The sequence below is a fragment of the Trinickia symbiotica genome, assembly GCF_003028655.1.
GTDB classification, from domain to species: domain Bacteria; phylum Pseudomonadota; class Gammaproteobacteria; order Burkholderiales; family Burkholderiaceae; genus Trinickia; species Trinickia symbiotica_A.
Genome location: NZ_PYUC01000001.1, coordinates 52861 through 76862, shown reverse-complemented (window position 1 = coordinate 76862; position 24002 = coordinate 52861). Strand labels below are relative to the sequence as shown.

Sequence of the window (24002 nt, the reverse complement as noted above, 5' to 3'; positions counted from 1 at the left end):
AAAAACGCATGGCGACATTGAACATCAACGGCCAGGTTCACAAGCTCGAGGTGCCGGACGACATGCCGCTGCTGTGGGTGCTCCGAGACGTCGTCGGGCTCACGGGCACGAAGTTCGGCTGCGGTATCGCCCAGTGCGGCGCGTGCACCGTTCATCTCGACGGCACCGCGGTGCGCTCGTGCGTGCTGCCCGTATCGGCCGTCGCGGGCAAGAAGGTCACGACGATCGAAGCCGTCGGCGCGACGCCCGCGGGCCGGAAGATCCAGGCGGCCTGGCGTGAACTCGATGTCGTCCAATGCGGTTATTGCCAGTCGGGGCAAGTGATGTCGGCTGCATCGCTGCTCGCGCAAAATCCGAAGCCGAGCGATGCGGATATCGACACGGCCATGTCAGGCAACATCTGCCGCTGCGGCACGTACCCCCGGATTCGAGCCGCCATCAAGCATGCGGCGCAGGAGGAGGTCTGACATGTCTCGAGGATTGCTCGAAGCGTTCAATTCGAACCTCGCTAGTCCGGAGGCAGGTCAGGAAGGCGAGGCGCCCCCACTGCATAGAGAGACGGGCGTTTCGCGCCGTTCGTTTCTGAAGTTCGGCATGACGATAAGCGCAGCCGCGGGCGGCGGAATGCTGTTGGGTTTCAGTCTTCCCGCGGTCGCGGCCGAAGCGAACGCGGCCTGGGCGCGGAAGTCGGTGATCGGCGGCGACGCGTCCGACGAGCCGAAAGGCGGCGTCTTCGCGCCCAATGCGTTCATTCGCATCGATCGCAACGGGATGGTGACGCTCGTCATGCCGAAGGCCGATATGGGGCAGGGCGTCTATACCTCCATACCTATGCTGCTCGCCGAAGAGCTCGAGGTCCCGCTTTCGAGCGTGACGCTCGACCATGCGCCGCCCGACGACAAGCTCTATGGCGACCCGCTGCTCGGCGGCGGGCAGATTACGGGCGGCTCGACGTCGATACGCTATGCATGGCAACCGATGAGGCAGGCTGGGGCGACAGCGCGCGTTCTGCTGGTCGCGGCCGCGGCCGAACGTTGGCGCGTCGATCCCGCGTCGTGCCACGCGCAGGCCGGCGAGGTCGTGCATACGGCGACGGGCCGCCGCATCGGCTACGGCAAGCTCGTGGATGCGGCCGCGAAGCTGCCGCCGCCGCACGACGTGCCGCTCAAGAAGCCGGAGGCGTTCACGCTCGTCGGGAAGCCGACCGACCGGCTCGATTCGGCCGAGAAGGTGGACGGTGTCGCGCGTTTCGGTTTCGACACGCGCTTGCCGGGCATGCGATACGCCGTGATCGTCAACAGTCCCGTGTTCGGCGGTACGCTCGAAAGCGTCGACGATACGCGCGCGAGGAAGGTACCGGGCGTGCAATACGTCGTGAAGATCGACAACGCTGTCGCTGTCGTCGGCGTGCATACGTGGGCCGGCAAACAAGGCGCGGCGGCGCTCGACATCAAGTGGAACGACGGGCCGGCCGCCAAGCTCTCGACGCAGCAGATCGCGAGCGATCTTGCCGAAGCGGCGAAGCGCGATGGCGCGGTGGCCCGCAAGGAAGGCGATGCCGGCAAGGCGTTCGCTTCGGCGGCGACGCGCGTCGATGCCGTCTATGAGCAGCCCCTTCTCGCCCATGCGACGATGGAGCCGATCAATTGCACGGTCCATGTGCGGCCCGACGGCTGCGACGTCTGGGTCGGCACGCAGGTGCCGACGATCGCGCGTGCCGCGGCGGCCAAGGTCACAGGACTGCCGCCGGAGAAGATCGCGATCCACAATCACTTCCTCGGCGGCGGATTCGGCCGCCGGCTCGAAGTCGATGCGATCGTTCAAGCGCTCAAGATCGGGAAGCAGGTCGACGCGCCGGTGAAAGTCATCTGGACGCGCGAGGAAGACATTCAGCACGACATGTATCGGCCATGCTACTACGACAAGATTTCGGCCGGGCTCGACGCGAACGGCAAGCCGATTGCATGGCAGCATCGCATCGTCGGCTCGTCGATCCTCTCGCGCTTCGCGCCCGCCGTGATCAAGAACGGCGTCGATCCGGACGCGGTCGAAGTGGCCGCTGACTTGCCGTATGACCTGCCGAACCAACTCGTCGACTATGTGCGGCAGGAGCCAGGCACCGTGCCGACGGCATTCTGGCGCGGTGTTGGCGCGACGCGCGGGACGTTCGTCGTCGAAAGTTTTGTCGACGAGTTGGCGGCGCACGCGAAGGTCGATCCGGTCGAATATCGGCGCGCGTTGCTCACACACTCCCCGCGCGCGGCAAATGTGCTCGACGTTGCCACGCGTGCGGCGGGATGGGGGAACCCACTGCCGCCGGGGCAGGGCCGCGGCGTATCGGTGATGCATGCTTTCGGCAGTTACTTGAGCACGGTGGCGGAGGTCACCGTCAACAAGGACGGTGAGGTCACGGTCAATCGCGTCGTTTGCGCCGTCGATTGCGGGATGGCCGTGAACCCGAAAACGATCGAAGCGCAAATGGAGGGCGGCGTGGTATTCGGCATCACGGGCGTGCTCTGGGGTGAGATCACGATCAAGGATGGCCGCGTCCAGCAGAACAATTTCACGGACTACCGGATGCTGCGCATCAACGAGACGCCGAAGATCGAAGTGCATCTCGTGCAAAGCACGGAGCCGCCTGGCGGTATCGGCGAAACGGGCACCGCCGTGTTGTTCCCGGCAATTACGAATGCGATTTTTGCCGCGACCGGCAAGCGTGTACGTAAGCTCCCGGTCGGCACGCAATTGAAGACTGCGTGAGCGCGGATCGAGGGAAGTGCATGGCTGGACTCTGTGACGCGACTTTCCGGCGCGCGCCAGCGCTTGATGGCGTGCCGTCCTGGTTTGCTATCAATGCTTGCATTCTACGCACCGTGTGCTATCATTGATAGCATCTGGAGCGTGGAGTAGATGATGGCAAATCTTCTAGTGAGAAACGTGGACGACGGACTTGTCCAAAGCTTGCGCGAGCGCGCAGCAGCACACGGTCGCAGCGCGGAAGCGGAACATCGCGAAATTCTGGCAAAGGCATTGCGTGCGCCGCGGCGCAAGACGTTCGCCGAGGTGTTGATGAGCATCCCGAATGTCGGCGCCGATGCCGATTTTGCACGTGTGGATGATGGAGACGCGGCGAATGTATTTGGTTGACACCAACGTCATCAGCGAAGTTCGGAAGCGAGAGCGAGCGGACAAGGGCGTAATGGCCTTCTTCCGCGAGGCGGCAAAGGATGACGTCGATCTCTATCTCTCTGTGGTGACGATTGGTGAACTGCGCAGAGGAGTGGAGATCATTCGGCACCGCGGCGACAAGGCGCAGGCAACGCGGCTCGAAAATTGGCTCGATGGCGTGCTTCGTGAGTTTGACCAGAACATTCTGACTGTGGACGAGGAAATCGGGCAGCTGTGGGGTCGCTTGCGTGTCCCTCACCCGCAGCACGCGCTGGACAAGTTGATCGCCGCAACTTCCTTGATTCACGACTTGACCGTGGTGACGCGGAACGTCGATGATTTCGCTGGCACGGGTGCCCGAGTCCTGAATCCGTTCGCAGCGTAGAACCGATTCGGAGCGGGCGCGAGCATCTCGGACATGAATGCACCGTTTGCACGGCCGTTCACGCAGTTGTACGCAGGCCAGCGCGGACGCGCTTTCTTCGCTCTTCGAGTCGTCTACCGTCCGGCGACAAATGCGTAGACCCTGCCGTCTCCGGCGATATAGAGCCGCCCATCCGCGGCGATAGGCGTCGCGAAGTGCCGTACGTTCGGGATGCGGTCCTGCGGACCCCCGCCCGTAAAGACCGGCTGCCCGTTGTCGCCGCGGAATCCGTGTAGCTGGTCATCGCCATCCGCGCCCGCGATCCATACGATTCGATCGGCTTTGCCATCGCTCGTCGTGCTGATCGGGCTGCCGGCGCCGTTCAGTGACGCGCACCAGGCGGTACTCATCCCGCCGCGAGAGGCATTGGCGACTCGTAGCGCGATTAGGCCGGTTCCCCGCCGGTCGCGGGGGCAAACCGCGCCATTGCCGTGAAACGCAAGATAGACGCCATCCGGCTCGGTATACGAGGTAGGCGCGTTGAGAATCAACTCTTTCGATACTTTCAGCACATCGAGCGCACCACCAACGCCGCCGAGATTCTCGCGATCGAGCAGGTAGGCTTTGCCGTCCTTGCCGAGCGCGACGATCAAATGCTTTCCGCCAACCTCGATCGGCATGGGATTGACGCCGCCGAGGTCGAGATCTTCGTCATCCAGTTGCTGCCAGTCCGCAGGCGCGAACGAATCCCGCGGACTCGTCGAGCGCTTCAGATCGGGCGCGAGACGGATGATCGCCTCGCCGTCGGCCCAACTCCGACTGCCCTCCGTATTGCCGGTCGCGACGAAGAGCGCCCCGTCCGCGGCTGCAATGCCGCCCGGCGTCCAGATACCGCCTTTGCTTCCGCGCGTTTCCCAGGCAGCGAATACGCTGGGCTTATCCAACTGCAGTCCGACGACCATGCCGTGGTAGTCGCCGCAGTCGCCAAAATAACCGCCGTACGGCACGAAGAGGTGGCCGTCGAGAAGGACCAGCGCGCCTCGCTCGCCCTGAAAGCGCGAGTTGAATGCCATGCCTCTATCGCGCAAGCTCGCGCCGATATCGACGGGCCAGCCCGGCAGCACCGCGCCATCGCGCAGCGAAAGCCCGTACACGAAATGCCGCGGCTCGCCATTGCGCGTCACCATGGCATCGAGGTAGAGCGCCCCTGCCGCCGGGTTGATCACAGGGGTGCCCGTGATGCCCACCGGATCGATATTGCCGCATTGCAGCGCCGAGCGTGAGACCGGTGCGCCAAGCGCGGCGCGCCAGACTGGGTGACCGGTCATTGCGTCGAGCGCATAGACGGAGTTGGATTCGGTCGCCACGATGAGCAGACCGTGTGCGGCGCCGGGCGGATGCCAGAAGAGCGGCTGCGCATAGACGTGTCCCTCGACAGCGCCGTCGAAGCCGGCGTCACGATGCAAGTGCTGGGCACTTTGCCAGGTCAGTCCCGGAACGACGTACTGCCCGCTTCGGTTATCGGCGTGGTGGTAGCCGAGGACGTTGTCTGCCTGCTGCGACCATGCCGTACCGCAGTAGACGTATGCTGCGAACAGCACCAGGACGCGCAAGGAGAGCGTAAGGTGCCTTCTATGGCGATATGCTTTCGATCGACAGAGCGTCATGAAGGACTCCTCCGTATCAATGCCTACCTCACCACCAGGCCCCTGGTAATACTGCGCTACGTTTCCATCCCTCTCAAGGGCGCAAATTGGGCCAGCAAGATGAGATGCGACACGGCATCGACCTTTTGCGAAGACAGGACTTCCCGCCTATCGATGGCTGGGCCGAACGACTTCAGAAAATGATCGAAATGTCGATCCATGCGGCGCTAGCCCTCGGCCAGGATCTGTCGAATAGCTTGCTCGAACGCGTCCGCCGGTTGTCCGCCCGTCAAGAGATAGCGACGATTGAAGATGATCGACGGTACCGACTGAATACCCATTGCTCGAAACTCTTCCTCTTCGGCGCGGACTTCATCGGCATAGTCCCCGCCTTCGAGTACCTCGCGCGCCTTCGTCGGATCGAGCCCCACGGCTTGCGCCGCGTCGACGAGGACATTGTGATCGCTCGGGTCCTTGCCGTCGCCGTGATAGGCCTGCAACAGCGCTTGTTTCAACGGCAATTGCTTGCCTTCGATGCCCGCCCAATGCAGGAGACGATGCCCGTCGAACGTGTTATAGACGCGATGGCGCTCGCCGAACTTAAAGCCGACGCTTGCACCGCGTTCACGAATCATCGCTTGCGTCTCCGCTATCTGTTCGGGCGTGCGCCCGTATTTCTTCCCGAGATAATCGACGATGGCTTCGCCGCCTGGCGCCATGTCAGGATTCAACTCGAACGGATGCATGACGATTTCGGCATCGACGGCGTCGCCGAGACGCGAGAGCGCGAGCCGAAGCGATGACAGGCCGATCGCGCACCACGGGCACGCGATGTCGGAGACGAAGTCGATTCTGAGCGGTTCGTTCATTCGATTTCCCTTGCGGTTCAATCAGCGGCAGCCGCGGCCATCGCGTCGCGGACCGCTGCGCCGATTTCGAAAGAGTGTAACCGCGCGGCGTGATCGTAGATTTGTGCGGTGAGGATCAGCTCGTCGGCCTGCGTTTGCGCGATGATCGATTCGAGTCTGGCGCGAACTGTTTCCGGGTTCCCGATCGCCGCGCAGGACAGCGAGTGTTTGACGCCGGCAAGTTCGAGCTCCGAGGCCTCGAGGCGATCGACGGGCGGCGGCAACTGCCCGGGCGTACCCCTTCGCAACGCGATGAACTGCTGCTGCAACGAAGTGAAGAGCCGTGCCGCCTCGGCGTAGGTATCGGCGGCGAACAGATTCACGCCGACTATTGCGTAGGGCTTGGCGAGCGTCGCCGAAGGCCGAAACTGCGAGCGGTAGACCTCGAGCGCGCTCATCAGATAGTCGGGTGCGAAGTGCGACGCAAACGCAAACGGCAAGCCGAGTGCCGCGGCGAGCTGAGCGGAAAAGAGCGACGACCCCAGCAACCAGATCGGCACGTTGAGTCCGGCGCCGGGTACCGCGCGCACGCGCTGCCCCGCGACGGGCTCGGCAAAGTACCGCTGCAGTTCGACGACATCGTCAGGGAACCGCTCGGCGCTCCCGTGCAGATCGCGGCGCAGCGCATGCGCGGTCGTCTGGTCCGTGCCCGGTGCGCGGCCGAGGCCCAAATCGATACGATCCGGATAGAGCGAGGCGAGCGTGCCGAACTGCTCCGCGATGACGAGCGGTGCGTGGTTCGGCAGCATGATGCCGCCCGAGCCGACGCGGATCGTTTTCGTGCCGCCCGCGACGTGCCCGATCACGACCGCGGTTGCCGCGCTCGCAATGCCGGGCATATTGTGATGCTCGGCCAGCCAAAAGCGGCGATAGCCCCAGCGCTCGACGTGCTGGGCGAGATCGAGTGTCTGGCGGAAGGCGTCGGCCGCGGTTTTGCCGACGGGCACGGGGGAAAGGTCGAGTACCGAGAACGGGATCATCGTTTTGGGCGCGCCACGGACGGTCCATGCAAGCGGCAGTGATGGAACGCCGTGGCGGGCGATGGGAAGAGGAAAGAAGGCATTGTGCCAAGGCATCCGCGCGGCCGCTGGCGGGGGAACAGAAGCCCTGCGAATGATGGGGGCTTTCTGCGGTGTCAGACATGGCACCGCGATGCGTTACTCTACAAAAACGCGGAAAAAGCACAGTAAGAAGGCTCGGAGCCCGAGGTCGCAGCATTTCCTCAAGCGCTTTTCATTTCGCGCCCTTCAAGTAGCGCCATTCAAAGCCGCGTGGACCCTCGTGCACGGTACCGCAAGATGTTTCCGGAAAGTGCGCGGGGAATACGATCGCACCCGTTCTCGCCGCACGTTCGAGCAGCCATTGCCTTGATGCTCGCGCCTGTGGTTGATCGAGGCAGAAGGTCGAATTCCACTGAGGCCGATAGACCTGCAGCGGGCTATGCATAACGTCCCCAGAGAACAACGCTGACTGTCCCCGCGAGCGCATTTCGATGGCCATGTGCCCAATGCTGTGGCCCGGCGTCGGCAAAAAGCGAATACCGTCGACAATTTCCTCGCCTTGATCCGCCACGACTCGGGCCTGTTGGGCCTCGATGACGGGAAGTATGCTGTCCTCGAATACCATGCGCCGCGGTTCTCCTTCCGGTGCCGCGAAATAGTCCTGTTCGCGCTGCCCGAATACATAGGTGGCGTTCGGAAATACGGGTGTCCAGCGGCCGTTTTGCCAATGCGTGTTCCATCCGACGTGGTCGACGTGCAAATGTGTGAGCAACACGTAGTCGACTTGATCACGCCGGAAGCCTGCCGCTTCGAAGCGCTCGAGCACGGGGTTGTCGAGTTTATCGAAGAGCGCACTAAATGGCCGTGTCTTCCCGTTGCCGATCCCGGTATCGACGACGATAGTCAGGCCGCTGATTTCCACCACCCATAGATGGGTTTTCAGGGTGACGCGTCGATTCGTGAGATCGAGGCTCGCGGTCGAACAGTGTTCTTCAAGGGCCTGGCCGCTTGTGGCATCCCAGTCAGGGAACAAGACATCGGGCGCGAGTGCGAAGGCCGTTTCATCGACCCGGGTGATAGTCGCCTCGCCCACGAGGTGGGTATTCAGAGCGTTTTTCATGGCGATGTTCGGTTTTTCGTCAGTCATGGAATCCCTCAGGTTGCTACGGCCAGCGTATGCGCGACTGGCACGCGCCGCATGGCTATTACGTAAAGCACGCTGCCGATCAGTGCGGACAACCCGCCGGTCAAGGCCAGCGCCACGCCCAGGCTATTGTCGGTGTGCCTGAGGTGCTCGTTCAAGTAGCCGACCGCCAGCGGACCGACGCCTCCGCTGACCGCGTTGGTCATGAATACGAGCAAGGCCAATGAACGACCACGCATGCGGTTCGGCACGGCGATCTGCAGCGGCACGGGGGCGAGACCCATCGCAATGCTCGCGGCGAACGCGCAGGTGCCATACAGCACGACCGCGACGGTGCTGTCGGCGACGAGTGGCATCGCAATCGCGGCCGGCACCAGCGTAGCAACGGCGCCGGCAGAGAAGCCCAGCACCCTGCGCAAGGTACTTTCGTCAGTGACGCACGTCGCGAGCATGCCAGCGCACGCGATACCGAGTGTTCCGCCGATCATGTAAGCGGGTGCGGCCATCTGGCCCACCGCCCTCGGCTCGAGATGAAAATGCCGCATCAGCAAAGTCGGAAACCACGCCGAGTGAGAGTAGAACACCGCAATCAACGCGACGTAGGCCGCGAAGTAGGGCAGACAGAAGCGATTGCGCACGAAAAGTTCGAGGATCACATCCCTCAGGGACGGCACGACATCCTCCGCTTTTGTCTCATGATCGAGCGTCTCCAAGCGGACGGGTTCGCGCACCGTGAATGCCACCAGCGTAGCCAACAAGAGTCCGGGCAGTCCGACCGCGATGAACACCGCTTGCCACGGTTCAATGCCATGCGCCGCGAGCCACGCACTGTTGCCGCTATGCGCGGCGGACAACAGCATTCCGCCGCCGAATAATGCAACGCCGCCTCCTACGTAGGGCCCGAGCATGAAAACGCTGCTCGCGCGCGCCACGCGGCGCGGTGTGAAAATGTCGCTGAAGATCGACAGTGCGGCGGGGCTCAGTGCCGCCTCGGCGATCGCCGTCCCTGCGCGGGCGGCGAGCAGTTCGGAAAAGCTCGAAGCGAATCCGCATGCCGTTGTTGAGATCGCCCAGATCGCAATGCAAGCGGCGATGAGCTTGGCCCGGTTGGTTCGATCGACGAGCCGCGCGACGAAGACGCCTGCCGTCGCATAGCACATCGTGAAGGAAAGACCTTGCAGCAGTCCGATTTGCGTATCGGTGAGCGCGAGCGACTGCTTGATCGGCTGGACGAGAATGCTGACGATCTGCCGGTCCAGATACGAGAACGCGAAGCAGATGAAGAACAGCAGCACGATGTAGACCGGATATCGCATATCGCTGGAGGTAGGTCCGGCTGCTCGTTCGTCCGGCTGGGTCAAAGAGGAATACGCGCTCATACACTGTCTCCGGAGATGAATCGGAAAATCGTCAGTCGAAGTCGTTTTTATTGTTCTCTGCTTAATTGACCACGGTGTCTGCGGCCAGCAATGCGATGCAGTCGCCCGGTTCCACTCGCGCGAAAGTACGGACGCACATCACCGTGGCGTCCGCACGGAAGCGGATCTCCAGCGGCGATTGCCAAGGCCGGTGCGGATCGAAGAGACGTCCCGCGAGCTGACCTTCACTCACGCGATCGCCGAGTGCGAAGGTGGGTTCGAACACGCCCGCAATCGGCGAGTACACATAGTGGCGTGCGCCCTCCACGCGAAGAAATCGAGTCTCGCCCGCAGGCGATGGATGCGCTTCAGGCGTCATGCCGAGTCGGTGCAGGACACGGCCGAGGCCGCTCTCGACGATAGCGAGATTGGCCGCGTCGCATCCAGCGTGGCCGCCGAATTCGCCGCACAGGAAGAGCTTTCCGTGGCGTTCGGCGGCCGCCGCGAAAGTGCGATCTTCGCCAAGAAGATCCATGATCATCGTGTTCGGTGCACCAAACGCGCGCACGAGATCGAGATAGAGCTCGCGCCGCTCTCCCTCGGCAGGCGGCGACGCTAGGAGTGTGGGGGCATGTTCGAACGATGCGCCGCCGGCGTGCAGGTCGATCACGATGTCGCTGCGGGGAAGCAACTCCGTTTCGACGTAATGCGCGATCATCTCGGTCGGCTGCCCATTGCGCGCGCCGGGGAACAGCCGGTTCAGATTGCCGCGGTCGATCGGGGATGTGCGCGAGCCGTTGATGAAGGCTGGGAAATTCAGCGCGGGGATCACGATGAGGCGGCCGCGTATCGTCATCGACGGTAGCCGCTGCAATAGCTTGATCAGCGCGATGGGGCCTTCGTATTCGTCGCCATGGTTGCCGCCGGTGAGTAGAACCGTCGGCCCTGTTCCGGCGCCAGCGTTGAGCACGGCGAGCGGGATCGGTATATGCCCCGTATGCCGAGCGGTCGTGCGACCAGGGCAGTCTGAGCGTGCCCGTCTGGAAGCCCGTGCGCTCAAAATCGACGTCAGTGGCGATAAGCGATGGAAGATTGGACATGGCGATCAGTAAGCAGTGAGGCGGCGCCCCGTTGTCTTTACTATCGCCGACGATAAAACGCCTGACTAATGCCGTTTTCTGCTCGGGCGATGCCTTGGAGGCATCACCGGCTAAGCCTGGCTACGCTTTCGTCCCGCGGCGTGTGACGGCAGGGCGTCGCTACCTCAGATGATCGATGAACCGACCCAGAGCCACATTTGCTCCATTTGCGGCGTAGCAGAATTCGAGTGGCAACGGCACCGACAAATCGTTCAGATCGACGAAGCGCACGCGTGCCGGAGGACGATCGCGATTCGCCGCGTTGACAATCGCGGCCCCCATGCCCGCGGACACCAGCGAAAGAATGGCCGTTTCAGTGCTGGCCTCCTGCCGGATGTCGAGCGTGAGGCCGCGCTCGGCGCAGGCGGACAGCAGTCGGTCGTAGTACGCGGGGTAGACGCGTCGGGGAAAGGCGATAAATGGGATTTCCCGGAGGTCCGTCGTCGAAACGGCCCCCGCCTTGCCGATCGGCCACGCGTCGGGCACGGCCAGCACCACATTCTGTTCGAGCACGGGCACGCTCGCGATGCCTTCTGGGAGCACGCCGACCCGATAGCAGAAACCGCCGTCGAGCCGTCCCGCCGCGATCGCCTCGAGTTGATCGGGCGAGTTCATCGGCTGCAGTTCGAGCGCCACTTGCGGCACTGCCTGTTCGAATTCGCGCAACGCGCGCGAGACAATGCCACTCCATGCTGCGTTTTCCACGAAACCGACACGCAAATGACCACGCAAGCCGGAAGCGATCTGGCGGGCGAGGCGGTTGGCGGAATCGACGCGGGCCAGAATCTCTCGCGCTTCGCATAGGTAGGCCTCGCCCGCAGCAGTGAGCGTGAGCCCGCGTGGCGTTCGGTCGAACAGCGTCGCGCCGATGGCCTCTTCGAGGTCCTGGATTTGTCGGGATATCGCCGGCTGCGTCACGTGCAGTTGTTCGGAAGCCGAGCGCACACTGCGCAATTCTGCGACAGCGATGAAATAGCGGAGATGCCGGAGTTCCATGCTGTTATAGGACCAGGACGTTGGTGTGCCATCGTAAATCATTGGCATGGGTTGAATGGCAACCATCCGGGACCCATTCGCTGCGTGCGCGACATGGACGTAACACAGCGGTGTTCCGAATCTTCGTCTCGCAAACGCGAGCAAAGACGACCCCCGGACCAGGGCGGCTGATTCGCTGCTCAGCGAAAATTGACTGCTACCGAATATTCGGCAGAATCGCATTATTCGCTGAACAGGGAATAGTGCATCATGACCGAACCTTCGGCGCGAGGGAACGCTATGATCGAGCAACTCCTGGGCGCGTCAGGACCGAACTGGCGGGTAGCCGTCCCGACTCTGCTACTAGCATTCCTGCATTTGCTCAGGTAACTGGCACGAACTCTCCTTCGGCGAAGAACCACGCCGACATCGTCCGTGCCAGTTCGAGCACGACCTCCGCGTCGGTCCGGCCGGAGGACGCGCGCACGTGGAACGAATGATCTGCGTCGTCCACCACATGCAGCGTGGCGCGTGGCCCCAGCGTCTCGACGACCGACCTCAGCAAGTGAAGCTCGGCCAGCTTGTCGCGCGTGCCCTGCAGGAAGAGCATCGGCACCGTGACGTCCGTCAGGTGCCGTGCCCGCTCCACGCTGGGCGCGCCCGCCGGGTGCAGCGGGAATGCGACGAAAGCGAGGCCACGCACGCCGTCGAGCGGGGAGATGGCTTGGGCCTGAGACGTCATGCGGCCGCCGAACGACCTGCCGCCCGCGAAGAGCGGCAGGGCTGGCAGCCGCCGGCGGGCCTCTGCGACTGCTGCCTGCACGGCAGCATGTGCCACGGCCGGCGAGTCCACCCGCTTGGAGCGCCGCTCCATGTACGGAAACTGGTAGCGCAATGTGGCGACATCGGCCGCCGCAAGCGCGTCGGCCAATGACGACATGCCGGCATGCTGCATGCCCGCCCCGGCACCGTGCGCGAAGACATACAGGGCTCGCGCGTCCTCCGGCACTCGGAGGAGCGCAGAGACCTTAGTTCCGTCGGGCAGTGCCAGGGAAAGCGATTCTGGGTCGTCCATCGTATTCAGGTCGTGTCGTTGTGGCCATTGCGCCGATTTTGCATCAATGAGGCATCGGGAGCGTTTATGGCGGCGTCCGGCAAGGCATTGCGCGGGCGGAGTTTGCCAGCAAGAATTAAGCAGCTACTGGCGACCTGATGTCGCACTGCACACACGGGTAAAACCTTTATAGTGGCAGGGTTTGGGTCGCCCCTCTTTTTGCAGTGCGGTCCAGATCGCCAGGCGCGATCAGACCCCGTGTGCGGCCTTGCCGGCTGTCGACAGCCATGGCGCCGAAGTATTCGGCCCCCTGTCAGCTTCGCCAGTTTCTGCCTACACCTCGAAAGGAAGTCCTTGTGAAATACATTCCCCGCATCGCCGCATCTGCCGCCCTCGTCCTCGTCGCTTTCGCTGTTGTCACGTTCGCCCAGATCAAGTTCGCGCCCCAGTCCGCAGATAACAACCCGGTCGCACAGATCATCCTCAACGTCGAGTCGCAACTGAACGGCTGATCCCCGCCGTTAAAGACAGGCGTCGTCGTCCTCGGCGCTCTCCGCCAGTCGCCACCCGTCCCGCAGCACCACGCGCACTGCTGGCAGGCAGTGCCAAATTAATTCGGAGGCCGTGGCGCTGAGCGCGTTACGAATGAATAATCGGCCGCGAGCGAGGCTCCTTCGTCAAGGTGCATCTCACGCGATGTCCACCACGATTTTTCCGCGTGCGGTGGCGTCCGTCATCGCGTCATAGGCGAGTTCCGCGGACCCCAGATCGAACCGGCGAGGATCGAGATTCGGCGTGAGCTCTTGCCGGCTTCCGTCAGCCGTGTGGCTTCGCGCAGCATCTCTCTGTGGTGTGCGCGATGCTTGCCCGTCAGGAGCGGATAAAGGGTGAACCCGCCTGAGTACGTCGCTTCGCGACACGAAAGCGGAGCGAGCGCATGCGTACCCCAACCCAGCGCGCTGACCACATGACCAAAATGCTTGACGGCGGCAAACGAAGCATCGAGCGTTGGGCCGCCAACGTTGACTACACAACTAGCCATATCCCCTCGCTGTTTGGCCACGTTACGGTGATTGCACCGCACGAAGCTCCGACGGATCGAGGAAGAAATTCCGGTTGTCGGCCATGTGTGCGGTTCGTCGCAAAGCCGTGCAAATGAAGCACAACCACCCCGGGGATCGGAAGAAGCTCGCGGCCGCGATGATTAGTCTCGTGGATGCGCAGACTCCGCCATTGGGCCTTCCGCTCGAAATTGACACGCTGGCCGCTATCGCTGCGAAAAATGCCTATGTGACGTAGAAAACAGAGGCATGGAGGAGTTGCCGGCATCGACTGACTTCGCAGCCGGAGCGAAGAAGAGCGGCGGCTCGGCCTTCGCAGCGCCGCTGTCCGCGTGAATGGCCGTCGTAGCCTGGAAGTCGTCGTTTGGTACACGGCGGTGCCAAGGGCCGCAAGGGGTCGGTTTCGGCCGACCACATTTGGCCGCACTCGGCCAATTTGAGACGTCCGAGGTATCCACCTGGATCGTTGACAATCTGCGGCCAAGATCCCAGCACTGAAGCATATCGACCGCCCAGCTCCAATTCCGCGGGTGGCCCGTTCTGTCGGCGGGTTTAAGGGCGAGCCGTAGTGGCGCGAACCGATTGCTCCGTTTCGCGCACGGCGCGTTTTCGTCCGATCTGCAGCAGCGCGATACTTGCCAGAATCAGGGCAATAGCCGCTACTTCCAGTACGCCAACTCGTTCACCGGCAGCCCAGCCTATCAGCAGCGCGACGGTGGGTGTAATGTAGGTCGAGCCCGAAGCCGCTACCGCACCGAGCTCCTGCAGCAAATAGTAATAAATCAAGAACGCGACTCCGGTGCCTAGAATGCCGAGGCCAACCACGACACCGGTGGCTGCTCGCCAATCCTGAAGGATGCGCGCCATCCCTGAAAAGTTCGTCGACGCCGCTAGAATGAGCAGGGCCAATCCCATCTGCCACGTGACCAACGCCAAGGGCGGAAGATTGAACGGCGACAGGAAACGGCGGACATAAACGTACGACAGCCCGAGGATGATCGCACCTGCCAACATCCAGAAAACGCCGGCGAGATCGATAGGATTGTCGGCCCCTTCCCAGGGCCGAGCAATCAGAACAATGCCGGCAAAACCGAGAACCACGCCGACCACCATCAATCGATTCACTTTTTCAGTTCGTAAGAGCAGTAACGAGAAGATAGCGGTGAATATAGCGATAGAACCGCCAAGAACGCCCGCGATGCCCGATGGGAGTAAAGCAGTCCCTTTCACAATGGCAACATAGTAGAAAGCTGTCGCCACAGCCGCCATGACAAAAAAATGTGGTAGATGACGAATCTGGCTACGCTGGATTACTTTCTGATGCCATTCGGCAAACGCCAGTGGCAGGAAGCCGAAAAATACCCGCAATAAGGCGATCTGCATTGGGCTGATCAACGCCGAGGCCCACTTCATGTAGATAAAATTTGATCCCCAGATTAATCCGAGAAGGACGAAAGCAGCCTTGATAAGTTTCATAGCGCATACCTTGCCAGTCGACGACGTTGGTCCTCAGTAAATCAAAGCTCAGAATCTGCTGATAGAACAAGAACGGCGTCGCCGTAGGACAGATTAGCCGTGATTGGCGACTGCATCGGCTGCGGAAATTCGCAGCGGGCTGCCGGCCACGCGCTTGATGACCGCGTCCGGTTCACTGACGGGGATCCACTCGCACCGTGAGATCGATCCGATGTTCCACCATGTCTCGCGCGAAGTGGCGAGATCGAGAGTCTGGCGAAAGGCGTCGGTCGCGGTTTTGCCGACGGGGACGGGGGAAAGGTCGAGTACCAAAAACGGAATCATTGTTCATGGTCGCACCAAGGACGCTCCATGTCATGAGACGTTGATTTTGAGACTGAATAGTCCTAATATCGCTTACATGAACACGACTGATACCCCCGGCAGAAGTCGGGCCGTCGAACGTGGACGACCGCGAGAATTTGACGTCGACCATGCGATCGAGGCCGCTGCGCGAGTATTTTGGGAACACGGCTACCACGCGACTCCCGTCGATGCGCTATGCGAAGCGACCGGAGTCTTTCGCGGCAGCCTGTATAGAACGTTTGGCGATAAACATGGATTGCTCGTCGCGGCGTTCGATCGCTATGCAGAAGGGGCCGTTGCGCGACTGAAGGAGAGGTTGACTGCCGACTTACCTCCACGACAGGCACTGCGCGAAGCGCTTCTGCACTATACGAAGGTGAGCTCGAACCTGTCCGCGCGGCATGGTTGTTTTATTACGAATGCGGTGATCGAGCTCATGCCAAGCGATCATGTGCTGCGGTCACATATTGAATCGACTTTACAGCGTATCGCGACGCAATTCAGTCTCGCGATAGCAAGAGGTCAGCAAGCAGGCGAATACGATCGTCGTCTCGACGCAGAGGAGGTCGGGCGCTTCCTACTGTGCATGGTTCAGGGGATGCGCGTGCTCGGCAAGGTCGACATGAACGAGGCTGCACTCGCGTCGATCGTCGACATGGCGTTGCGCGCACTGACGTAAGCATATCCGAGTGCTGTAGCTCGGTCGGCGGCATCCGCGAAAAGTGGGTGCCGAATTTTTAATGATTTTGAGAATGATCATTCATGAATTCATCGACCGCTTTGGCATCAAAGTCTGCCGTCTATTGGAAAGGGATTGCTACGTGCCTGGTCGCAACAGTCCTGTTTGGTGTGATGTTTCCCGTCATGACTGATGCGCTGCGTTACATCGACCCTTTTACCTTTACTTCGCTCCGGTACCTGATCGCAGGCGTGGGCTTTGTATTCCTATTGCTGCAACGGGAAGGAGTCGGTGCGTTACTAGCGGATGGCAAGTCGCTGCTGATCGCGTGGTTGCTTGGTTCGATTGGCTTCTGCGGGTTCGGATCGTTTGTCTTTCTGGGGCAGCAGTTAGCCGGAAAACAAGGCGCACTTACCGCGTCAATCATGATGGCCACTCAGCCGATGATGGGGTTGCTCCTCAATGCGCTGGTGCGGAGATCCCCGCCCTCGCTTCCTTCATTTTTGTTCGTTGTTGTCTCGTTCACGGGTGTCGCCCTCGTCATCACGCGGGGCGATCTGCGGGCTGTATTGCTCGCGCCACAACACTACTGGGCAAGCGGCCTCATCGTTCTGGGTGCACTCTGTTGGGTTGTCTACACCTTCGGCTCCGCGCACTTCGCGCGATGGTCAGCGCTGAAATACACGACAATTACGACGTGGCTGGGCTTGATCACGATTGTCATCGTGAACGTCGTGCTCATCGTGACGCACGCAATAGTCGCCCCCACGCGCGCGGCACTTTGGACAATCACACCGCATCTGATTTACATGGGCCCGATCGCGGGCTTTGCAGCGATTCTCTGCTGGATTTCTGGTAACAGAATTCTCGGGCCAATGAATGGCGTGCTGTTTATGGACGTCGTACCGGTTACTACATTTACCGTGTCGGCATTGACAGGCATTGTTCCGGGCGGAGCACAAGTACTCGGCGCCGTGATGACTGCCTCTGCACTGGTTCTCAACAACCTGTATTTGCGGAGGCGCACTCGACGAATGGCAGTATCCACGTCGACCTGACTCGCCAACGGACGCCGCCTCCTACCGGATCCGTACGAGCGGTGACCGGCCGCTTAGTCTTCGTCAACAGCCATCGAAATGCGGAACGGTTGAAAGTCGCTTGTGGGACGGTTCGCGCCTGCCACAATGACCGGCCATTGTTGATCAATCGACCACCGCCTCGCAATCGATTTCGAGCAAGAAGTCTGGGTTGGGCAGCGAGGCCACGATTGCCGTGGTACGCGCCGGATATTTGCCGGGCGCGAAATGCGTCGCGTAGATGCGATTCATCTCTTTGAAATCGTCACGCCGCACGAGCAGTACGGTCACCTTGACGACGCGATCCCATCCCACTCCGGCCGCCTTCAGTACGCCGGTAATGTTCTCCATGACCTGGTTCATCTGCGCGGTGAAGTCGTTGGCAGCGACTTTCCCGTCTTTGTCCAAAGCCGGGGTACCCGCCACGAACAACAGATGGCCAGCCTTAACCGCCGGCGAGTACGGCACCGGGTTGGCGAATTGTCCTTCCGGACGGATGTATTGGATCGATGCGCGGGCGTCCCCCGCCTCTTGCTGTGCTTTCGCCTCGCCGCTGAGCATCAAACTGGATACCAATAGGCCCCACAAAATGTGCTGGACTCGCATGGCGGTCTCCTTGCGTCGTTATTGGTCCCTGTATTCGCGCCCGCGTTAGTCGGGATGAGGCTAACCAAAGAGGCTTCTTCCCTGACATTGAATGCGTACTGCAACACCCTCGGGCTCCGGAAGGATCACCCGGCATGCCGGATGTGACCTCTACGGTGCATCCGATGCAACTGATCGTAATCGCCGGAGATATCCTTGTTCGTGTAGTCGCCCATCAGCCAAGCCGCGACCAGGCTGAATATCGCGCAGATGAGGATATAGCCCGCGATCGCGTAACCCGAATGCGAGTAGGCGAAGATCGCGGTCGCGATGAGCGGCGCCGGGCCGCCCGCGATGACCGATGCCAGTTGATAACCCATCGACGCACCGCTGTACCGCAGACGCCCCGTGAAGGACTCGGCGATCAATGCCGCTTGCGGACCATACATCATCGAGTGCGGTACGAGCGACAACACGATGGCGAGGAAGATCCAGCCGGGGCTTTTTGTCCCCATCAGCGCGAAGTAAATGAAGCCGAATATGCCCACAGCGGCCGCGCCGATCATGTACATGCGGCGCCGCCCGATCACGTCGGATGCATGACCGAAGAACGGTATCGTGAAAAACTCCACGACCGAGGCGGTCAGCACCGCGGTCAGCAGCAGATTGCGCGATGCACCAAGCGTCGAGATGCCGTACGTGAAGACAAAGGCCGTATAGATATAGAAGGGCGCCTGCTCGGCCATGCGAGCGAAGGCCGAAAGCAGCACATCCCTCGGTTGGCGCCGCAAGACCTCGAGCATCGGTGTCTTCTCGATGCGCTGCTCAGCCAGCAGCCGCCTGAAGACCGGCGTTTCCAGGATATTGAGCCGTATGTAAAGGCCGATGGCGACGAGCACGATGCTGAGAAGGAACGGCACTCTCCAGCCCCAGGTGACGAAGCTTTTTCCCGAAATCGTACTGACGACGAGGACGGCGAGATTAGCCAGGAACAGCCCCGCCGGCACGCCGAATTGAGGCCAGGAGGCGGCGAAACCGCGATGCGCGCTGGTGCGCGTCCATTCCATCGACATCAATACGGAGCCGCCCCATTCGCCGCCGACGCCGACACCTTGAATGAAGCGCAGAGCCGTGAGGATGACGGCGCCCCAGATGCCGATGGAGGCGTAAGTCGGGACGAACGCCACGGCGAAGGTGGCGAGGCCCATCAATAGCAGCGTGACGATCAGCGTGGCCTTGCGGCCGATGCGATCGCCGTAGTGTCCGAAGATCGCCGCTCCGACCGGCCGTGCCACGAAGCCGACCGCATAGATCAGAAATGCCTCCAATGTCCCGACGAGCGGGTCCGATTTCGGAAAATAGAGCTTTGCGAAAATGAGGCCGGTGACCGTGCTGTAGAGAAAAAAGTCATACCACTCGATGGTGGTGCCGACGGTGCTGGCGATGACGGCGCGGCGCAATTGACGCCGGGCGTCGTCATCGGAAAGGGGCGCGCCCCCAGGTTGCGAGGTAGCCATATTGAATCTCCGACGACGATTGTCGTAAATCCAATATAGGCGATTTGCATAGTGACGACTGGCGCTGGCGCCGTCGAGGGATGCCGGCGTCACCGAGCGCTCGCCCAAGTGACGACCGTATTGTCTGACCAAAACCACGGGAGCTCGGTGCTCCCCTGCCGAACGTTCGATTGAATTACCCGCGCAGCACGCGCGCATGATGCGCGATGTGATCCGCAATGAACGTCTGGATGAAGAAGTACCCGTGATCGTAGCCCTCGTGACGACGCAGCGTGAGCGGCTGTCCTGCTGCGCCGCAGGCTGCTTCGAATACCTCCGGATAGAGCTCGCGTTCGAGAAACGGGTCCGCCAGCCCCTGATCGACGAGGATCCCCTCATCGAAGCGCCGCGACGCGTGCGCGACAAGCTCGCTCGCGTCGTACGCTTTCCATGCTTCGCGGTCAGCGCCGAGATAGCCGCTGAACGCCTTTTCGCCCCAGGGGCAGCGCATCGGCGCGGCGATTGGCGCGAACGCCGATACCGATCGATAGAGGTCAGGATTGCGCAGCGCGAGCATCAGCGCCCCGTGTCCACCCATCGAGTGGCCGAAGATGCCGAGCCGTGCTCCGTCGATGGGCAGGCTCGACGTGACCGCGTCGCGCAGTTCGTCGCGCACGTACGTGTACATCCGATAGTGCTTCGACCACGGCGCCTGCGTCGCATCGACATAGAAGCCGGCGCCCACCCCGAAATCCCACGAATCGGTTTCGCCCGGCAGGCCGGCGCCGCGCGGGCTCGTGTCCGGCGAGATGAGCGCGAGCCCGAGCTCGGCGGCGAAGCGTTGCGCGCCGGCCTTGATCGGAAACGTCTCATCGGTGCACGTGAGACCCGCCAGGTAGAACAATCCGGGCACGCGTCCTGCGTTAGCCTGCGGCGGCAGGAACACGGAGAAGCGCATCGGCAGGCCGATCGCCGCCGATTGGTGCCGGTACATCCGCTGCACGCCGCCGTGGCACGCATGTTCCTCAACGAGATCCAACATCGCTTGCCTCCTTCGCCAGCTTCAATAGAGCACCACGGAACGGATCGATTCGCCTTGCTTCATGAGGTCGAAGCCTTCGTTGATCTTCTCGAGCGGCAGCGTGTGCGTGATGAGGTCGTCGATGTTGATCTTGCCTTCCATATACCAGTCGACGATCTTCGGCACATCGGTGCGGCCGCGCGCGCCACCGAATGCCGAGCCTTTCCACTGCCGGCCCGTCACGAGCTGGAAGGGCCGCGTGCTGATCTCTTCGCCGGCCGCCGCGACGCCGATGATGAACGACTGGCCCCAGCCCTTGTGCGTGCACTCGAGCGCCTGGCGCATCACCTTCGTGTTGCCGATGCATTCGAACGAGTAGTCCGCGCCGCCGTCGGTCAGCTGAACGATATGGTCAACGATGTTCTCGACCTCGTTCGGATTGATGAAATGCGTCATGCCGAACTTCTTCGCAAGCTCGACGCGCTTCGGGTTGATGTCGACGCCGATGATCTTGTCCGCGCCGATCATTTTCGCGCCCTGGATCACATTGAGCCCGATGCCGCCGAGGCCGAAGACGACGACGTTCGAGCCGGCCTCGACCTTCGCCGAGTAGACGACGGCGCCCACGCCCGTCGTGACGCCGCAGCCGATGTAGCAGACCTTGTCAAAGGGCGCATCCTCGCGGATCTTCGCGACCGCGATCTCCGGCACGACGATGTAGTTCGAGAACGTCGAGGTGCCCATATAGTGGAAGAGCGGTTTGCCGTCGAGCGAGAAACGCGAAGTCGCATCGGGCATCAGGCCTTTGCCCTGAGTCGCGCGGATCGCCTGACAGAGGTTCGTCTTGCGCGAGAGGCAGAACTTGCACTGGCGGCACTCGGGCGTATAAAGGGGAATGACGTGGTCGCCTTTTTTCAGCGTGCCGACGCCCGGCCCGACATCGACGACGATGCCCGCGCCTTCGTGGCCGAGAATCGCCGGGAAAAGGCCTTCCGGATCAGCGCCCGATAGCGTGTAGTAGTCGGTGTGGCAAATGCCCGTTGCCTTGACCTCGATCAGCACTTCCCCGGCGCGCGGGCCTTCGAGCTCGACTTCCTCGATCGTCAGCGGAGCGCCCGCCTTCCATGCGACGGCTGCTTTCGTCTTCATCCTTTATATCCTCGATTGATCGGTTGTCAGGCCCCCTCGAGGGGGGCGATTACGATAACTGATTTACTGTCGGTTGCCAAAGTTTCGTCAATGGGGTGTCACGGCGGTCAGCGCATCATCGACGAGCTTGACGACGGCCGCTTGTTCCCTTTCCGGCGCGAATAGGGGCGCTCGCTCGGCACATTGTCGTTCCAGCTCTGTCAGAAACGCTCGATCGCGGCTCGCTCGATCGAGCAGGCGCGCCAGTTCTTCGTGATCGCCCAGCGCGAAGTACCCGCTGTAATCGCGGCCGAGCATGCCGACGTTGCCTGCAATGCGGCTCGCGAGTACGGGCACGCCCGCATTCACGGCCTCGATGATCACGTTGGCGCCGCCTTCCATGACGCTGGCGACGACCAGCGCCTGCGCGGCGGCGATATGCCGTAGCGTCGCGCCGTGAGGCTGCTCGTCGAGCCAGACGTATCGCGGCGTCCCGGGCCAGGCCCGCGCTTGCAATGCCTCGGCCGCGAGCCGATACTCGTCGGCGAGCGCGCGGCCGATCTGAATCAGCCGCACGGACGAATCATCGGGCAGGCAGTCCAGCGCCCGCATGGGCGTCAGCGGATCTTTCTCGGCGCGCATATGGCCTACCATGACGACGTCGAACGTCCGGCGTTTGCGCGCCGCTGGCGGACGTGTCTTCGGCGCGGGCGCGGACTGATAGATGACGCGGCACTTGACTCGATGAGGCGCGGCAAGCTCGGCCAAGCCTTCTTCCTGCAGCACGACCAGATGCGTGGCAAGATCGAGCGAGCGGCGGGCCGATTCGTCGGAGCGAATGTCGCGGTAAAGATCGGTGCCTGTCAGCACGATGACGAGCGGACGATCCGGGCAGGCCTCGGCGAATGCGGCGATGGAGGGGGCCGAGCGCCGCGCATGCAAGGCGATCAGACAGTCGGGCGGCGCTTTGTGACCGTGCTCGTTCGGCGGCCATTCCGCCGTGAGCGAAATTCGATAAGCAGCGCACAGAAACTTCGACCATCGGTGCGCCGTCTGCCAGTTGCCGTTGTTGGCACTGCGCAACGCTGGGCTGACGATGGCGACTTCGGCGACTGGAGAACTCATGACTTTGCGAGTCGATGGCATCGCGGCAAGGAACCTGAACAAATCGCAACTGGACGCGGCGTTCGTTGACGCTCACCGGTCGACCTGGGCCATCCTGCAGGATCTTACGCCCGCGCAGCTGCAGGTTCCCTACGACCGCGGCATCAACCCGCCACTATGGGAGTATGCGCATATTGCCTGGTTCACGGAACATTGGGTACTGCGCGATCCCCGGCGCGGCCCGGACGGCCGGTTCTCGGCCACCCGTCCGTCCATACTCGAGCATGCCGACCGCTGGTACGACTCGATGCGCGTTGCGCATCGCGACCGCTGGGACCTGGACCTGCCGTCGCAGGCGGAGGTTCTCGAGTATGCGGATACGGTGCTCGAGCGTGTGCGAGCCGCGCTCGCCGCGGCCGCGGAGACAGACGAGGTTCTCTATTATTTCAGGCTTGCCCTGTACCACGAGGACATGCACGCGGAAGCCCTGACCTATATGCGGCAGACGCTCGACTATGCGCCGCATAAGCCTCTAGCACTGGCGCCGCTCGATGATGACGTCGGCGCGGGCACGCGCGAGGTTGCCATCGGCGGCGGGGTGTTCGAAATGGGCGGTGTGAGCGAGGAAGGGTTCGTCTTCGATAACGAAAAATGGCGGCATCCCGTCGAGATCGCGCCGGCGCATATCGATCGTCAATGCGTGAGCAACGCCGAATTCGCCGAGTTCGTCGAGGCAAACGGCTATCGCGACGAGCGCTGGTGGTCCGAAGACGGCAAGGCGTGGCTGAAGGACATTGGGCTCGACCGGCCGCTGCGATGGCGCGAATCGCAAGGCGACGGTAGCGGGCATTGGGAGCACCGTTGGTTCGGGCAATGGGAGCCGCTTCCGCTTTCGCTCCCGGTCTGCCACGTCAACGCGTACGAAGCGGAAGCCTTTTGCCGCTGGCGCGGCCGCCGGCTGCCCACCGAAGCGGAATGGGAGTATGCCGCCTGCCATGGAGCCATCGAGTGGGGCGAGTCCGTCTGGGAATGGATGGCCGACAGCTTCGAGCCGTATGCGGGCTTTTCGGCGGATCCGTACGACGCGTATTCGGAACCTTGGTTTCATACGCATCGCAGCGCACGCGGCGCGTCGTTCGCCACACGCGATCGGATGCGCCATCCTCGCTATCGAAATTTCTATCTGCCGCACCGCAATGACATTTTTGTAGGATTCCGGTCTTGTCGTTGAACGACGACTGATGGCTCGAGTCGCGAGATTCGGGTTGGCTTAA

General features: G+C 62.0%; 22 protein-coding genes and 3 pseudogenes. 9 read left to right on the top strand and 16 right to left on the bottom strand.

Going from position 1 to position 24002, the window contains the following annotated elements; translation table 11 throughout:
- Positions 1-8: 8 nt before the first annotated feature.
- The 4 genes from C9I57_RS00360 (at position 9) to C9I57_RS00345 (ending at position 3553) form a co-directional block, all read left to right on the top strand.
- Positions 9-467 carry a (2Fe-2S)-binding protein gene (locus tag C9I57_RS00360; protein ID WP_018441977.1) on the top strand — a complete coding sequence of 153 codons (459 nt, stop codon included), beginning with the start codon at positions 9-11 and terminating at the stop codon, positions 465-467.
- Position 468: 1 nt separating this feature from the next.
- Complete coding sequence (locus C9I57_RS00355; RefSeq protein ID WP_258187424.1) at positions 469-2760, top strand: xanthine dehydrogenase family protein molybdopterin-binding subunit; 2292 nt, start codon at positions 469-471, stop codon at positions 2758-2760.
- Between the two features lie 153 nt (positions 2761-2913).
- Positions 2914-3147, top strand: a complete 234-nt coding sequence (locus C9I57_RS00350) for a FitA-like ribbon-helix-helix domain-containing protein (protein ID WP_026229908.1) — start codon at positions 2914-2916, stop codon at positions 3145-3147.
- Positions 3134-3553 carry a type II toxin-antitoxin system VapC family toxin gene (locus C9I57_RS00345; RefSeq protein ID WP_107148679.1) on the top strand — a complete coding sequence of 140 codons (420 nt, stop codon included), beginning with the start codon at positions 3134-3136 and terminating at the stop codon, positions 3551-3553. The genes C9I57_RS00350 and C9I57_RS00345 overlap by 14 nt, the downstream gene beginning before the upstream one ends.
- Before the next feature lie 113 nt (positions 3554-3666).
- Here C9I57_RS00345 and C9I57_RS00340 read toward each other — a convergent pair whose 3' ends face one another.
- From C9I57_RS00340 to C9I57_RS00305, 8 genes and pseudogenes are all read right to left on the bottom strand, one after another.
- Positions 3667-5199, bottom strand: a complete 1533-nt coding sequence (locus C9I57_RS00340) for an outer membrane protein assembly factor BamB family protein (RefSeq protein ID WP_107148678.1) — start codon at positions 5197-5199, stop codon at positions 3667-3669.
- Positions 5200-5405: 206 nt separating this feature from the next.
- Positions 5406-6047 (bottom strand): DsbA family oxidoreductase, encoded by a 642-nt coding sequence (locus tag C9I57_RS00335; protein ID WP_107148677.1) that lies wholly within the window; start codon positions 6045-6047, stop codon positions 5406-5408.
- Positions 6048-6064: 17 nt separating this feature from the next.
- Positions 6065-7066, bottom strand: a complete 1002-nt coding sequence (locus tag C9I57_RS00330) for an LLM class flavin-dependent oxidoreductase (protein WP_107149205.1) — start codon at positions 7064-7066, stop codon at positions 6065-6067.
- Positions 7067-7319: 253 nt separating this feature from the next.
- Entirely contained in the window at positions 7320-8207 is an 888-nt protein-coding gene (locus tag C9I57_RS00325; protein ID WP_107149204.1) for an MBL fold metallo-hydrolase, read from the bottom strand.
- 35 nt (positions 8208-8242) lie between these two features.
- Positions 8243-9610, bottom strand: a complete 1368-nt coding sequence (locus tag C9I57_RS00320; protein WP_107148676.1) for an MFS transporter — start codon at positions 9608-9610, stop codon at positions 8243-8245.
- Positions 9611-9671: 61 nt separating this feature from the next.
- Positions 9672-10689 (bottom strand): annotated as a pseudogene (locus tag C9I57_RS00315) (succinylglutamate desuccinylase/aspartoacylase family protein).
- Positions 10690-10848: 159 nt separating this feature from the next.
- Positions 10849-11724 carry a LysR family transcriptional regulator gene (locus C9I57_RS00310; RefSeq protein ID WP_107148675.1) on the bottom strand — a complete coding sequence of 292 codons (876 nt, stop codon included), beginning with the start codon at positions 11722-11724 and terminating at the stop codon, positions 10849-10851.
- A 361-nt stretch (positions 11725-12085) separates the two neighbouring features.
- Positions 12086-12778, bottom strand: coding sequence for an alpha/beta hydrolase family protein (locus C9I57_RS00305; protein WP_107148674.1), 693 nt, complete (start codon positions 12776-12778; stop codon positions 12086-12088).
- Between the two features lie 335 nt (positions 12779-13113).
- Here C9I57_RS00305 and C9I57_RS32585 point away from each other — a divergent pair, with 335 nt between their 5' ends.
- Positions 13114-13269, top strand: coding sequence for a hypothetical protein (locus tag C9I57_RS32585; protein ID WP_181321676.1), 156 nt, complete (start codon positions 13114-13116; stop codon positions 13267-13269).
- 177 nt (positions 13270-13446) lie between these two features.
- On the opposite strand, the pseudogene C9I57_RS00300 reads toward C9I57_RS32585, so the two are convergent.
- Positions 13447-13787 (bottom strand): annotated as a pseudogene (locus C9I57_RS00300) (zinc-binding dehydrogenase); the annotation flags it as partial.
- Between the two features lie 101 nt (positions 13788-13888).
- On the opposite strand from C9I57_RS00300, the pseudogene C9I57_RS33780 reads away from it, so the two are divergent.
- Positions 13889-14154, top strand: a pseudogene (locus C9I57_RS33780) (short-chain dehydrogenase/reductase); the annotation flags it as partial.
- Between the two features lie 216 nt (positions 14155-14370).
- Here the strand turns inward: C9I57_RS33780 and C9I57_RS00290 are convergent.
- Entirely contained in the window at positions 14371-15294 is a 924-nt protein-coding gene (locus C9I57_RS00290; RefSeq protein ID WP_107148673.1) for a DMT family transporter, read from the bottom strand.
- 93 nt (positions 15295-15387) lie between these two features.
- Positions 15388-15618, bottom strand: a complete 231-nt coding sequence (locus C9I57_RS00285) for a hypothetical protein (RefSeq protein WP_107148672.1) — start codon at positions 15616-15618, stop codon at positions 15388-15390.
- A 76-nt stretch (positions 15619-15694) separates the two neighbouring features.
- On the opposite strand from C9I57_RS00285, the gene C9I57_RS00280 reads away from it, so the two are divergent.
- A complete protein-coding gene (locus C9I57_RS00280; protein ID WP_107148671.1) occupies positions 15695-16318 on the top strand; it encodes a TetR/AcrR family transcriptional regulator in 624 nt (207 codons plus the stop codon).
- A gap of 83 nt (positions 16319-16401) precedes the next feature.
- Positions 16402-17376 (top strand): DMT family transporter, encoded by a 975-nt coding sequence (locus tag C9I57_RS00275; RefSeq protein WP_107148670.1) that lies wholly within the window; start codon positions 16402-16404, stop codon positions 17374-17376.
- 144 nt (positions 17377-17520) lie between these two features.
- Here the strand turns inward: C9I57_RS00275 and C9I57_RS00270 are convergent, their stop codons facing one another.
- From C9I57_RS00270 to senB, 5 genes are all read right to left on the bottom strand, one after another.
- Positions 17521-18000 (bottom strand): RidA family protein, encoded by a 480-nt coding sequence (locus C9I57_RS00270; protein ID WP_107148669.1) that lies wholly within the window; start codon positions 17998-18000, stop codon positions 17521-17523.
- Positions 18001-18125: 125 nt separating this feature from the next.
- Positions 18126-19496, bottom strand: a complete 1371-nt coding sequence (locus C9I57_RS00265; RefSeq protein WP_107148668.1) for an MFS transporter — start codon at positions 19494-19496, stop codon at positions 18126-18128.
- Positions 19497-19671: 175 nt separating this feature from the next.
- Positions 19672-20517, bottom strand: coding sequence for an S-formylglutathione hydrolase (gene fghA, locus C9I57_RS00260; RefSeq protein WP_107148667.1), 846 nt, complete (start codon positions 20515-20517; stop codon positions 19672-19674).
- Positions 20518-20538: 21 nt separating this feature from the next.
- Entirely contained in the window at positions 20539-21645 is a 1107-nt protein-coding gene (locus C9I57_RS00255) for an S-(hydroxymethyl)glutathione dehydrogenase/class III alcohol dehydrogenase (RefSeq protein WP_107148666.1), read from the bottom strand.
- An 87-nt stretch (positions 21646-21732) separates the two neighbouring features.
- Positions 21733-22749, bottom strand: a complete 1017-nt coding sequence (gene senB, locus C9I57_RS00250; protein ID WP_107148665.1) for a selenoneine biosynthesis selenosugar synthase SenB — start codon at positions 22747-22749, stop codon at positions 21733-21735.
- On the opposite strand from senB, the gene senA reads away from it, so the two are divergent.
- On the top strand, positions 22748-23959 hold the full coding sequence (senA, locus tag C9I57_RS00245; RefSeq protein ID WP_107148664.1) for a selenoneine synthase SenA: 1212 nt from the start codon (positions 22748-22750) through the stop codon (positions 23957-23959). The two genes, senB and senA, sit on opposite strands and share 2 nt — an antisense overlap.
- Positions 23960-24002 lie beyond the last annotated feature (43 nt).